Raw genomic sequence first — 13,350 nt, forward strand, 5'->3', positions numbered from 1 at the left:
TTTATTTACCTCTAAAGTACTCACTATTGCCTGGTTTTTTTTATACAACAGCTAGGGTATTTCCCAAGTGAATGGTCATCTAGTTTTACTACACAATCACTTCGTGCAATCGTTTACATGAAGTCTCCAAGGGCAGCACACCTCTTTTTTCATTTCTCTATCTAAGGTCAAAAGAATGACACAAACCAATCAGAAATCGCGCAAAGCGGTCAGACAGAGCGGCTTTCAAGTCAGCCCCGTTGCGGCTGGCTGCGCTGTTTTGTTAATCAGCGTTGCTGGCGCAACACACGCGCAACAAACAGGCGGCGAGCTGGTGGTGACGGGTATCCGCGCCTCCATTGAAAACGCCATTGCCACCAAACGCAACTCTGACGGCATCGTTGAAGCCTTGTCTGCAGAAGACATTGGCAAGTTGCCTGACTCGACAGTTGCTGAATCTGTGTCTCGCCTGCCTGGCGTTACTGCACAGCGCAATAAGTCCACAGGTCGCGCGCAATCTGTGAGCGTTCGCGGTATGTCACCCGATTTCAATGGCGCCTTGCTGAATGGCCGTGAGCAAGCCTCTACGGGCGACAGCCGTGGCGTTGAGTTCGATCAATTCCCAGCTGAATTGCTCGGCTCTATCGTGATTCACAAAACACCCGAAGCCTCTTTGGTGGGTCAAGGCTTGGCCTCCACCATTGACTTGCGCACCGTGCGTCCTTTGGACTTCAACAAGCGCACGTTCTCTGCCAACGTTCGCTCACAGCGCTCAGGTGTTGACTCTGGTGCTGGCGAAGGCAAAGGCGATCGTCAATCTTTTTCCTACGTTGACCAATTTGCAGACCGCACTTTGGGTATTGCCTTGGGTTACACCAAGTTGAAAGAAGAAGGCGCTGAGCAGTTGAAATTCAACACTTGGGGCGGCTGGAATCGTGACATCACTTACAACGGTCAAGCAGTCAAAATTCCGGGTGGCTTTACAGCCGACACAGAGCAAAGCAGTTCAAACCGTGAAGGCCTGATGGCCGTTGTGCAATACAAGCCCAACAAAGATTTCGAAACTGTGTTGGACTTCTTCTCTTCCAAAGGTACATTCGCCTTGAAGAAAACAGGTTTGGAAGGCGCGTTCTTAGAAAACTCTACTTACGACCCCCCCGGCAAATTGTTGCCAGGTGCCATCGTGAATTCTGCTGGTTTCGTCACCAGCGGCACCATGGACGGCTACAAAGGCGTGGTCCGCAATCACTTGGAATCAGGTGACGACAAGCTGGACTCTTTCGGCTGGAACACCAAGTTCAAAATGGGTGATTGGAAAGCTGCAGCAGACATCGCTCAATCTAAAGTATCGCGCGTGAGCTCACGCTATGAAACCACCGCTGGCTTGCCAGGCGACGGCAACAAAGGGGGTCGCACAGACACCATTTCTTGGTCCGGTTTCAACGGCACCAACTTGGCTGACACCTTGTTCAAAACAGGTTTGAGCTACGCTGACCGCTCTGTGATCAAGTTGACAGACGTAGACGGCTGGAGCGGTGGCCCTTCGTCACCACAGGCGGGTTATGTGGCGATTCCTCTCGTGACCGACAAAGTGGACAACGTTCGCTTCTCAGGTCGTCGCAACGTCGAATACGGCCCCGTTTCTTCGGTTGAAATTGGCGCTAACTTCTCTGATCGCACCAAAGTTCGCACCACACAAGAAGGCCGTTTGGTCGTGAAAGGTGGTGATCCTTACGCAGGCGCAGCCGTTCCTGGTACGGCCACCAATGTAGCCGGCACAACAGGCTTGGCAGTGGTGTCTTGGGATCCACGTGGCTCATTGGGCACCATCTATGACTTGGCCAAGAAAGTTGACAGCGACATCTTGAACAAAGACTGGTCTGTGAACGAAAAAGTCACCACCACTTACGTCAAAGGCGACATGGATGGCACGATGTTTGGCATGCCTTACCGCGGCAACATTGGTGCGCAATTGGTCAACACAGATCAAAGCTCCACCGGCTTTAACGTGAACCGTGCAACTTGCACAGGCAACACCGTTGCAACTTGCCCTGGCATCTCCATTGGCAATGGCAAAACCTACAGCGACTTCAACCCCAGCTTGAACTTGAACTTCGATGCGGGTGACGATCAAGTGTTGCGTGTAGGTGTGGCCAAAGTGTTGGCACGTCCTAACATGGGCGACATGCGCTCTAGCATGAACTTCAGCTATGACAGTACCAAAGGCACTTACACCGGCGACGGTGGCAACCCAGGCTTGGAGCCTTTCCGCGCCAAATCATTTGACGTGTCCTACGAAAAATATTTTGGCAAAAAAGGTTATGTCAGCATCGCTGGTTTCTACAAAAACCTCGACACTTACATCCTGAAAACAGCCACACCATTTGACTTCAAGGCTTACGCACCCACAGGCTTGCCCTACGGCACCATGGGCATGCTGACTCGCCCCATCAATGGTCAAGGTGGCGATATCAGCGGTATCGAGTTGGCAATCAACGTGCCTTTCTCGATGTTGACGCCTGCTTTGGACGGCTTCGGCGTGATGGCCAACATGTCCAACACGTCCAGCAACGTGAACCTGCCAGCAGCAGGCTTCAGCACGCAGGACGTTGGCAGGGACAAAATTCCATTGCCAGGCTTGTCGAAAAACGTGAACAACTTGCGTTTCTACTATGAGAAGAGTGGTTTCCAAGTGGCTGTTGCTGGCCGTCAGCGTTCAGACTTCTTGGGTGAAATCAGTGACTTCCAAGACAGCCGCCAGTTGACCTTCATCAAAGGCGAAACAGTGGTCGACTTGCAAGCAGGTTACGAGTTCCAACAAGGCCCTGCCAAAGGTTTGTCCTTGCTGTTCCAAGTGAACAATGCAACCAACGCACAGTTCCAACGTTACAGCAACACGCCAGATAACATCACAGAAAAAGTCAAGTACGGCAAAATCTACTTGATGGGCGCAACTTACAAGTTCTAATCGGACTTGTCACTTAACCTTCCTCAAGCCAGCGTGTTTGAGGAACGTTAAAGTAAGGGGGGACTTGTCCTCCCTTTTTTTTCACTTTGGTGTTGAAGATGCAAAACCCTTTAATTCAAAACATTGTCATTGTGGGCGGCGGCACGGCGGGATGGATGACGGCGACCGCATTGGCCAGCGTGCTGCGTGGCAAGTACAACATTCGATTGGTGGAATCGGATGAAATTGGCATTGTGGGCGTAGGCGAAGCCACTATTCCCATGATTCAGCGCTTTAACAAAGTGGCTGGGATCGATGAAAACGAGTTTTTGAAAGCCACCTACGGCACTTTCAAATTGGCCATTGAGTTTGTCAATTGGGGCCAAGTGGGTGATCGCTACATGCACGGATTTGGCCCCATCGGACAAGACTTGTGGACGGTGCCGTTTGAGCAGTATTGGCACAAGATGCGGACTGCTGGCAAAGCTGCAGACCTTGGCAGCTATTCCATCACACGCGCCGCTGCCCGCGCCAACAAATTCATGCGTCCAGATTTGTCGGTCCCCAATTCACCTTTGGGCGACATCACTTACGCATATCACTTTGATGCCAATTTGTATGCCAAGTACTTGCGCAAATTGTGCGAAGCGCGTGGCGTGGTTCGCACCGAAGGCAAAATCACCCAGGTCTCACAACGCGCCAGCGATGGCCATGTCGATGCAGTGGTGCTGGCCAGTGGCGAGCGCGTCGAGGGTGATTTGTTCATTGACTGCTCTGGCTTCAGAGGCTTGCTCATTGAAGAGACCTTGAAAACAGGCTATGAAGATTGGACGCATTGGTTGCCCTGCGATCGTGCGCTGGCTGTGCCTTGCGAATCGGCCCCTCAATTGTTGCCCTTCACGCGCTCAACCGCACACAAAGCCGGCTGGCAGTGGCGCATTCCATTGCAGCACCGCATTGGCAATGGTCACGTATTTTGCAGTCAACACATCAGCGAAGATGAGGCCGCAGCCACCTTGTTGTCCAACCTGGATGGCAAGCCTTTGGCAGATCCCAGATTGATCAAGTTCAACACGGGCATGCGCAAGAAGGCTTGGAACAAAAACGTGATTGCAGTGGGTCTGTCCAGCGGCTTCTTAGAACCGCTGGAATCCACCAGCATCCATTTGATTCAAGCTGCCGTAGCCCAGTTGGTAGAATTTTTCCCGGACCAAGGCTTCAGTCAAATCGACATCGACACCTACAACGCCCAAAGCCGTTTTCAGTATGAGCGCATCCGCGACTTCATCATCCTGCATTACCACGCCAACCAGCGCACCGACTCCGAATTTTGGAAAGCCTGTGCGCACATGAGGGTGCCCGATTCACTCAAAGAAAAAATCGCTTTGTACCAAACCCACGGCAGAATTTTTCGCTTCAATGAAGAGCTATTCTCCCAAGTCGGTTGGCTGCAAGTGATGGAAGGTCAAAACTTAAAACCTGCCCGTTACAACCCCTTGGTTGACTTGCAAGACGAAGGCAGTATTCAAGAGTACCTAGAAAGCGTGCGCAACGTGATTGCCAAATGCGTGGACTTCATGCCCGATCACGCCGAGTACATTGCCAAGCATTGCGCTGCGCCGGCGATGTAAAAAATGCTGGCAACACCCGAGGGCTGCCAGCATGAACTTCAGCTGGTTTGAATTTGAAATTCCCACGCACCCAGTTTGCGCGGTTTGCCATGCAAGTTGAAGCTTTGGTTTTGTCCACTCATGTTGACCTGCACGGACACCACGTCGATGCCTTTTTGTCGCCGAAAGGCCAAGATGTGGTGATTTTCTGCGTCAAACACTTCAACGGGTGCACCTAAAGCACCGTTGTGCAATGCGGGGTGCTTTTTCTTCATCGCCAATAAATTGGCGTACAACTTTTCGTGTTTGAAATTTTGCCAATCGATGGTGTCTTTTTCAAAGAACTGAAGCATTTTGTTCAGTCCGGACTCTTGTCCACCGTAGACCAATGGCATGCCCGGGAAAGTTGCGGCAATGACGGCCATGGCGGCAAAGGCATCGCCAAAATGACCGGCATCGTGGTTGTGCCAAGAATTGGTGTCGTGATTGGCTGTGAAGGTCATGCGATAGCCATCTGTGGGCAAGGCATTCGCAGCGGATGCCAAATAGTCTTTGAGGTCACGCACATCGGCCTGACCTTTGGCAATTTTTTTCAAGACGTCTTGCAAGGCCCAGTCGTATGTCATGTCAAACGCAGCGTCATGCAACTGCGCGTCATCTGACTCGGCCAGCATGAACATGGGCTTTTGTGCATCCAACTTGGCACGCGCTTGCTGCCAAAACTTAAGTGGCAACAAATGCGCTACATCACATCGGAAGCCATCGATGTCGGTTTCTTTCACCCAGTACTGCATGGCTTGGATCATGGCGGTCCACAACGGTTTTTGGCTGTAATCCAAACCCACCACATCTGTCCAGTCTTCGACTTCAGTGCCGTTGTCGTAACGATAACTCTGAATTTGGCCTTTGTCGTTTTTCAAGTACCACTCTGGATGTTGCTTGACCCATTCATGATCCCATGCCGTGTGGTTTGCCACCCAATCGATGATGACCTTCATGCCCAGTTCGTGCGCTTGTTGCACCAAGGCTTTGAAATCTTTGAGCTTGCCAAATTCTGGATTGATGGCCTTGTAATCGCTCACTGCGTAATAACTGCCCAGTTTGCCTTTGCGCTTGAGTTTGCCAATGGGATGAATGGGCATGAGCCACAAAATGTCCACGCCCATTTGTTGCAAACGCGGTAAATGTGCAGCAAATGCGTTCAGCGTCCCCTCAGGGGTGTATTGACGGACATTGACTTCGTAAATGTTGGCACTGCGTGACCAGGAAACGTGTTGCATGAATCAAAACTACTCAAGGCTCAAGGGAAAAAATTTGCACCGATTGTCCCGGTATTGTCCCCTGCTTTGACACAAAGGGTTCAGAGGACGGGCCGGCGTACAACAAGCGGGGCTGTGCCGAACTGCTTGGGAACTTGAAATCTGCCGGCTGCGTACTGTAATTGATCACGACCCACGTCGCTTCGGTGCCCCACCGCCGCACATAGGACAGAAGCTGGCCATGGGCAGTCGCCTGCTCGTAAGTCCCTTGTGAAAGTGATGGACGGGCATTGCGCCACTTGAGCAAATCTTTGTAAAAAGAACGCAGGCTGTTGGGCGTTTGGTATTGAAGCGCTGCAGAGTGGGTGGCCAGATTGCTGGCCAATGCGCGATAGGGCTTGCCAGAGGTGAAGCCAGCCGTTGCCGCATCGTTTGACCAGCTGTAGGGGCCGCGGATGAAGGGGTCATCCGTCAGGCCTTGGGCGCCTGCCATGCCAATCTCCTCGCCATAATAAATAAAAGGCGTGCCGGGCAATAACAAATAAGTGGCCGCTGCCAATTTGTAGTGGGTTTCGTTGCCAGCAACTTGATCCCAAAGGCGCTTGCCAGCAAATTGGTCGTGGTTGGACGCAAAACTGGCCAAAGTGTGGGGTGATGTTTGGTAATACTGGGCCACCTTTTGAATGGCATCGCTTTCGCCTTTTGCGGCTTTGGCAATTTGATTTTCCAAACCGAAAGCAAAAGCGCCACCACAAATGTCTTCTTGGGCGTAGGCCTTAGGTTCAGCGGTGGCTTCGCAAACCACATAGCGGCCAGGATAGGACTTGATCAGGCGGGTGAAGTGACTCGTCAGCTGACGGCTCTCCGGTTGGTCATTCCAATCTTTGGCGCTGTTTTCAATGAGGTGTGGCACGGCGTCCAGGCGAAAGCCATCGATGCCGCGGTCCAACCAAAACTTCAGACTGTCTTCGTGGTACTTCACAACGGCCGGATTTCGCATGTTGAAATCAGGCATGTGCGGCCCAAAGGTGGCCAAGTAGCTGCCTTGAGGCGTCACCACCCAGGGATCACGGCCCCAAATGTCCCAGCCTGTGGGCTTTTCTTTGCGCCACTCAAACCAATCACGGTAAGGGCTTTGAGGGTTGCGCAAGCTGTCTTGAAAAAAGGGATGCTCAGCCGCGCTGTGATTGAGCACATAGTCCATGATGACGCCGATGCCACGCGCGTGCGCAGCTTTGATCAAGGCATCAAAGTCGGCCAAGGTGCCGTAGTCGGGGTCGATGTTGCGAAAGTCGGTGGTGGCGTAACCATGGTCGTGATCTGCACTCGTGGTGATGGGCATCAACCAAATGCCCTTGACACCCAAGTCTTGCAAATGGTCCAAGGATTGGGTCAGGCCTTGAAGGTCGCCAATCCCATCCCCGTTACTGTCACGCCAGCTTCGAACAAAGATTTCCATGAAAGCCCCGCGGTGCCAAGCTTCTGGCAATGGGCTGGTTTGAGGCTTTGGTTGTGCATTGGCACACGACAAGCAAAGAAAAACCAAGGCCCACAAGCCCAAACGGAGATGGAAGAAATGTTTGAAGGTCATGTTGCGAAAGTCAGACCGCACAAAACAGACTAACCCCACGGAATGTAGAAAAGCTACAGATTTTCAATCTAAGAAAATTTCCGATATTCAGTAATTACCCTAATTCAATCGATTACATGGTGATTTTTTGTAGTTTTATTACGATAATTTGCGGTATTCAAACCCTAGAGTCTTTTGATGCCAAGTTTCGCAAGCGCGCCCGCCTGGCGGGCACCGCTTTGTTCAATCCCTGCCATGCTGGCTTTGACCAGCAGCATGGCTGCGGACATTCCACGCGACGCGAATTTGTCGATGTGCGATGCGCCTTTGGGTCATCAAACCCTGCAAGCCAATGACTTGGGCTTACCCGCTGCTGCCATTTGGTTAAATGCCACTCATATTCAATGGCCCCAAGGTGCGGGCCGTGGCACCCCTGCATCAGCCCTCCCATGGCGCCTGCTTGCCTCTCGCAAAGGCACGTTGCAAATTCAAGTGGGCCAACAAGCCATCGGCCATGACCAATCTTGGCCGCTTCAAGGGAACGATGATGTGAGGGAATTGTCAGGGCTGTCGACTGATGAATTGCGGCGACTCCATGCATCGCAATTGGTCTTGGTTCAAGAGGACAGCGAAGGGCGAGTCCAACATGCCACACGAATTCAAGCGGCCAAAGCCTTGGACACCTTGTTTGCGCCTGCCAGTTTGAACGCCAGCTTGGGCGCCACCATCACACAACAGCCTCACAAACACGCTGCCGATCAAACGACCTTTGCGATTTGGGCACCTACCGCACTGAAAGTCAGCGTCTGCTTGTATCCCAAAGCACGAGGTAAAGCCAATGGCAAGTTGGACTTGCTACGCGATGACGTCAGCGGCGTGTGGTCAAGTACAACACAGAAGGCACCCCAAGGGTCCTACTACCGTTATGCCGTTGAAGTGTTTGTGCCCCAAGTGGGTCGCGTGATCAACCATGTGAACGATCCCTACGCCGTCAGTTTGAGCGCCAACTCGCAGCGCAGTTATGTGGCCGACTTGAATGCTGCGCATCTAAAACCTGCCAACTGGGACACGCACACTTCACCCTCTTCGGTGAAGCACGCCGTTGACATGCGCATCTATGAATTGCATGTGCGCGATTTTTCGATTCAAGACAAAACAGTGCCTGTGTCAATGCGCGGCAAGTACTTGGCATTGACACAAAAGCAGTCGCAAGGCATGCGCCATTTAAAAGCTTTGGCTCAATCTGGCATGACCGATTTGCATTTATTGCCTGTCTTTGACTTTGCCACCGTCCCAGAAAAAAACTGTCAAAGCAGCCTAAACGCCAAGGTCGCATTGACACCCACAATGCGCACACAAGATTGCTTCAACTGGGGCTATGACCCCTTGCACTTCAATGCGCCTGAAGGAAGCTACGCCAGCGATGCCGAGGACGGTGCAAAACGCATTCTTGAATTCCGCCAGATGGTGAAGAGCTTGAACGAAGTAGGTTTGCGAGTTGGCATGGACATGGTCTACAACCACACCTCAGCTTCGGGGCAACATCTTCATTCGGTCCTTGATCGCATCGTCCCTGGCTACTACCAACGTTTGAATGCACAAGGCGAAGTCGAACGTTCGACGTGCTGCGACAACACCGCGACGGAGCATCTGATGATGGGCAAGTTGATGTCCGACTCGGTGTTGATGTGGGCAGCGCATTACAAGCTCGATTCATTTCGGTTTGACCTGATGGGGCATCAACCGCGTCAAGTGATGGTCGACATGCAAGAACGCGTGCAACAAGTCACCGGCCGACGCATTGACTTTGTCGGCGAAGGTTGGAACTTTGGTGAAGTGGCGAATGGTTCGCGCTTTGTCCAAGCGTCACAGTTGTCACTGAATGGCACGGGCATTGGCACGTTCAACGATCGTTTGCGCGATGCCATCCGCGGTGGCGGCGCCAGTGATGCGGTTGAAACTTTGGTCAAGATGCCAGGTTTTGTGAGTGGCCAAGAAAAGTCGGCGCACGTGGCCGCACAAATTCGCGCTGGCTTGGCCGGCTCTTTGCGCACCTATCGCATGGTGACGGCCGATGGCAACGTGAAGGCTTTACAAGACCTCCCCTATGGCGATCAACCAACCGGTTATGCCAGCGAGCCCAGCGAGGTGGTGAACTATGCCGAAAACCACGACAACCTGACCTTGTTTGACAGCTTGGCTTACAAGTTGCCGCTGGACACGCCAAGCTCAGAGCGTGCACGTGTACAGCATTTGGCCTCGGCTTTGACAGCCTTCAGTCAAGGCATTGCCTATTTTCACGCAGGCATGGACATCCTGCGATCCAAATCCTTGGATGGCAACAGCTATGACTCAGGTGATGCATTCAACGTGTTGGATTGGTCTTACAAGCACAACGGTTTCGGCAGAGCAGTCCCTGAATTGAATGGCACTGCCAGCGCAAAAGCCTTGAGTACTTCACTGCTTCAAAATCAAAAGCTACAGCCCACGCCTCAGGACATTGCTTGGACAAGAGATGCTTTTCGCGATGTGTTGAAGATTCGACAAAGCACCGAATTGCTGCGTTTGAAATCGGCACAAGCTATCCAAGATCGACTGACTTTCTTGAACACTGAAGCGCAGGCAGATCCCCGCTTGATCGTCGGCCATGTGGATGGACGCGGACTCAAAGACTTTGCCGCGTTGATTTATTTTGTGAATGTCGCCCCAGAGGCCAAGCACTTCAGCGCGCCGACCCTGGCGCATCAAGCGTTTGAGTTGCATCCTGTGTTGGCGGACGCCAAAGCGGCCGATGAACGCATTCGGCATGCGGCGCGGTACACCGCCAGCACGGGCGGTTTTGATATTCCAGCACGCAGTGCCGTGGTGTTCATTGTGAAGGGAGGCCAACCTTGAAGGACCCTTTTGTTTACGGAGACTTCGCATGACGTACAAAGAATTAGCGCGGACTTTGCCAAGTTGGGTGTTCGCCATTGGCATGCTGGGCGCATCTCTTTACGCGCAAGCCGTTGAAATCACCATTACATGCGGCCCAAGTGGCAGCGACGTTGAATTCTGTTTGAAGCATGCCCAAGCTTGGGCTGCCAAAACAGGCAACACCATCAAAAACTTCTCCCCGCCCAACAGCCCCACTGAAAAACTGGCGCTGTACCGCCAGCTGTTTGCAGCCAAATCGAGCGACATCGATGTGGTGCAAATCGACACGGTGTGGCCGGGCTTGTTGAAGGACCATTTGGCCGACCTCAAGCCCTACAGCCAAGGGGTTGAGTCTCAGCACTTTCCAGCCATCATTGCCAACAACAGTGTCAACGGCAAACTCTTAGGCATGCCTTGGTACACCGATGCAGGCCTGCTGTATTACCGCACCGACTTGCTGAAAAAATATGGTTTGCGTGTGCCTCAAACTTGGGAAGAACTCACGCAAACAGCGTTGAAAGTTCAAACAGGTGAGCGCGCTAAAGGCGATACAGATTTTCATGGGTTTGTCTTTCAAGCCAAAGCCTATGAGGGGCTAACTTGCAACGCCATTGAATGGGTGGGCGGACAAGGCGGCGGCACGGTGGTGAATGCGGACGGCGAGATCACCATTCGCAATGCCCAAGCTGCCAAGGCCTTGAACTTGGCCGCCTCTTGGATTGGCAGCATCAGTCCTGCTGGCGTGTTGAATTATGAGGAAGAGGAAGCGCGCGGTGTTTTTCAAAATGCCAATGCACTCTTCATGCGCAACTGGCCCTATGCATGGGCCTTGATGCAGAAAAATGACAGCTTGGTCAAAGGCAAAGTGGGCGTTGCCAAATTGCCAGGCAACCCCAGTGCAGCCGCTTTGGGGGGATGGCAGTTGGGCGTCTCCAAATACTCCAAGCACCCCGCCATTGCCGCCGACTTGGTGATGTACATGACCAGCGCTGCGGTGCAAAAAACGCGTGCCATTCATGGCTCGTACAACCCCACATTGCCTGCGCTCTACAAAGACAAAGAAGTGCTTGAAGCCAACGAATTCATGGGGGCCTTGGCCGAAGTGTTCGCTAACAGTGTGGCCAGGCCCACCACAGCCACTGGCCTCAAATACCCCCAAGTGAGCCAAAGCTTTTGGAATGCGGCTCACGAAGTGATGTCCAAACGCACCACTGGCGAAGAAGCCGTGACCAAACTCGAATCGCGCCTGAAACAAATCAGACGCAAACACTGGTGATACCGGAAAGTACGCCTCATGAATTCCAGAGTTAAAACCGCATGGCTCTTTTTGGCACCCATGGTGCTGCTGATGCTGGTCGTGGCTGTTTGGCCATTGGCTCGCTCGATATGGTTCAGCTTTACTGATATCAACATCAACGACATCTCGGCTGCCGAATTTGTGGGTTGGGAAAACTACTTTGGCGAATACGGTTTGTTTTTCAACCCCAATGATGAAGGTGGATTCTGGGCGGGTGACTGGGGCGTTTCCATACGCAACACCTTCAGCTTTGCTGTGGTGTCAGTCATTTTAGAAACGCTGACCGGATTGGGGGTTGCCTTGCTGTTGAACCAAGAGTTCAAAGGCAGGGCCTTGGTTCGCACCGCCGTGTTGGTGCCATGGGCCATCCCGACCATTGTGTCGGCAAAGATGTGGGGCTGGATGCTGAACGATCAATTTGGTGTGATCAACAACTACCTGCTTGCACTGGGTGTGATTTCTCAAAAGATTGCATGGACAGCAGAGCCGGCCTATGCCTTGTGGACTGTGGTGTTGGTGGACGTTTGGAAAACAACGCCGTTCATGGCTTTGTTGATTTTGGCGGCTCTGCAAACGGTCCCGAAAGATTGTTATGAAGCTGCACGGGTAGACGGTGTGCACCCTTTGCGTGTGTTTTGGAAAATCACCTTGCCTTTGATTCGCCAACCTTTGTTGGTAGCTGTCGTCTTCCGCTTGCTCGATTCGCTGCGCGTGTTTGATTTGATCTATGTGCTCACTGCCAACGGCAGCACCACCATCAGCATGTCGGGCTTCGTACGCCGCGAAATGGTCGAGTACGGCAACATGGGTTATGGTTCGGCTGCCTCTACTTCCTTGTTTTTGATCATCTTGCTGACGGCCATTGTCTTTTTGAAGTTGGCCCGTGTGAAACTGTCGGAGGATGCCAAATGAAAAACCGTTCATCTGGGACCACAGTCTTCATCTACCTCGCTTCGGCTTTGGTGGTCTTGGTTTCTGTCTATCCATTTGTCTATGCCATTTCAACCTCATTGAAAACTGGCACCGCCCTGTTCAACACGCAAATCATTCCTGATCAAGCAGACTTGCGAAATTACGCCGCCTTGTTTGAAGGTGTGCAGCCTTTCGGCAAAAGCTTGGTCAACTCGGTCATGGTGGCGGTGATGACGGTTGGCTTTGCCATGCTGATGGGCGTCACTGCAGCGTATGCACTGGGCCGGATTCGTTTCAAAGGCAAAGGCTTGCTACTGCTTTGTATTTTGGGAGTCTCGATGTTCCCGCAAGTAGCGGTGCTGTCGGGCATGTTTGAGCTGATTCAGTGGCTGGGCATTTACAACAAAGCCTGGGGTTTGGTGTTGCCTTACACCATCTTCACACTGCCATTCACAGTTTGGATTTTGACCACCTTCATGAGAGAACTGCCTGGCGAGTTGGAAGAAGCCGCCATCATGGACGGCTGTGGTCCGATCAGAATTATTTTTCAAGTCTTCATGCCGCTTCTATGGCCAGCCTTGGTGTCCACGGGCTTGCTGGCTTTCATTGGCGCTTGGAATGAGTTCATGTTTGCATTGACCTTTGTGATCAATGACACAGAGCGCACAGTCCCCGTGGCCATTTCTTTGATCGCCGGTGCCACGGCATTTGAAATTCCTTGGGGCACCATCATGGCAGGCTCAGTGATTGTCACAGTGCCTTTGCTGCTGTTGGTGTTCTTTTTCCAGAAACGAATTGTCTCGGGCCTCACAGCAGGCGCGGTCAAGGGTTAACTTCTTCAGTTTGATTTGTATTTCTAA

Annotated in this window: 8 protein-coding genes; 6 read left to right on the top strand and 2 right to left on the bottom strand. The window is 52.3% G+C overall.

Features of this window, described 5'->3' with window-relative positions; translation table 11 throughout:
* Positions 1-175 precede the first annotated feature (175 nt).
* Together L103DPR2_RS00355 and L103DPR2_RS00360 are read left to right on the top strand one after the other, a co-directional pair.
* Positions 176-2,947, top strand: a complete 2,772-nt coding sequence (locus L103DPR2_RS00355) for a TonB-dependent receptor (RefSeq protein WP_055359233.1) — start codon at positions 176-178, stop codon at positions 2,945-2,947.
* A 98-nt stretch (positions 2,948-3,045) separates the two neighbouring features.
* Positions 3,046-4,557 carry a tryptophan halogenase family protein gene (locus L103DPR2_RS00360; protein WP_055359234.1) on the top strand — a complete coding sequence of 504 codons (1,512 nt, stop codon included), beginning with the start codon at positions 3,046-3,048 and terminating at the stop codon, positions 4,555-4,557.
* A gap of 38 nt (positions 4,558-4,595) precedes the next feature.
* Here the strand turns inward: L103DPR2_RS00360 and L103DPR2_RS00365 are convergent, their stop codons facing one another.
* Both L103DPR2_RS00365 and L103DPR2_RS00370 read right to left on the bottom strand, forming a co-directional pair.
* Positions 4,596-5,816, bottom strand: coding sequence for an alpha-amylase family glycosyl hydrolase (locus L103DPR2_RS00365; RefSeq protein ID WP_055359235.1), 1,221 nt, complete (start codon positions 5,814-5,816; stop codon positions 4,596-4,598).
* 13 nt (positions 5,817-5,829) lie between these two features.
* Complete coding sequence (locus L103DPR2_RS00370) at positions 5,830-7,386, bottom strand: alpha-amylase family glycosyl hydrolase (RefSeq protein WP_082466661.1); 1,557 nt, start codon at positions 7,384-7,386, stop codon at positions 5,830-5,832.
* A gap of 177 nt (positions 7,387-7,563) precedes the next feature.
* On the opposite strand from L103DPR2_RS00370, the gene L103DPR2_RS00380 reads away from it, so the two are divergent.
* From L103DPR2_RS00380 to L103DPR2_RS00395, 4 genes are read left to right on the top strand one after another with little or no spacing between them, the layout of a single operon-like run.
* Entirely contained in the window at positions 7,564-10,260 is a 2,697-nt protein-coding gene (locus L103DPR2_RS00380; protein WP_156339835.1) for an alpha-1,6-glucosidase domain-containing protein, read from the top strand.
* A gap of 28 nt (positions 10,261-10,288) precedes the next feature.
* A complete protein-coding gene (locus L103DPR2_RS00385; protein ID WP_055359239.1) occupies positions 10,289-11,557 on the top strand; it encodes an ABC transporter substrate-binding protein in 1,269 nt (422 codons plus the stop codon).
* A gap of 18 nt (positions 11,558-11,575) precedes the next feature.
* Entirely contained in the window at positions 11,576-12,490 is a 915-nt protein-coding gene (locus tag L103DPR2_RS00390) for a carbohydrate ABC transporter permease (RefSeq protein ID WP_055359240.1), read from the top strand.
* Positions 12,487-13,323, top strand: coding sequence for a carbohydrate ABC transporter permease (locus tag L103DPR2_RS00395; protein ID WP_055359241.1), 837 nt, complete (start codon positions 12,487-12,489; stop codon positions 13,321-13,323). Before L103DPR2_RS00390 ends, L103DPR2_RS00395 begins: the two co-directional genes overlap by 4 nt.
* The last annotated feature ends 27 nt before the right edge of the window (positions 13,324-13,350 follow it).

The sequence above is a fragment of the Limnohabitans sp. 103DPR2 genome, from assembly GCF_001412575.1.
Classification (GTDB): domain Bacteria; phylum Pseudomonadota; class Gammaproteobacteria; order Burkholderiales; family Burkholderiaceae_C; genus Limnohabitans_A.

What these genes read in the sequence shown, in the direction of transcription:
- L103DPR2_RS00390 (WP_055359240.1), top strand. Translation starts at nt 11,576, where the DNA reads ATGAATTCCAGAGTTAAAACCGCATGGCTCTTTTTGGCACCCATGGTG.
- L103DPR2_RS00395 (WP_055359241.1), top strand. Translation starts at nt 12,487, where the DNA reads ATGAAAAACCGTTCATCTGGGACCACAGTCTTCATCTACCTCGCTTCG.
- L103DPR2_RS00355 (WP_055359233.1), top strand. Translation starts at nt 176, where the DNA reads ATGACACAAACCAATCAGAAATCGCGCAAAGCGGTCAGACAGAGCGGC.
- L103DPR2_RS00370 (WP_082466661.1), bottom strand. Translation starts at nt 7,386, where the DNA reads ATGACCTTCAAACATTTCTTCCATCTCCGTTTGGGCTTGTGGGCCTTG.
- L103DPR2_RS00380 (WP_156339835.1), top strand. Translation starts at nt 7,564, where the DNA reads ATGCCAAGTTTCGCAAGCGCGCCCGCCTGGCGGGCACCGCTTTGTTCA.
- L103DPR2_RS00360 (WP_055359234.1), top strand. Translation starts at nt 3,046, where the DNA reads ATGCAAAACCCTTTAATTCAAAACATTGTCATTGTGGGCGGCGGCACG.
- L103DPR2_RS00365 (WP_055359235.1), bottom strand. Translation starts at nt 5,816, where the DNA reads ATGCAACACGTTTCCTGGTCACGCAGTGCCAACATTTACGAAGTCAAT.
- L103DPR2_RS00385 (WP_055359239.1), top strand. Translation starts at nt 10,289, where the DNA reads ATGACGTACAAAGAATTAGCGCGGACTTTGCCAAGTTGGGTGTTCGCC.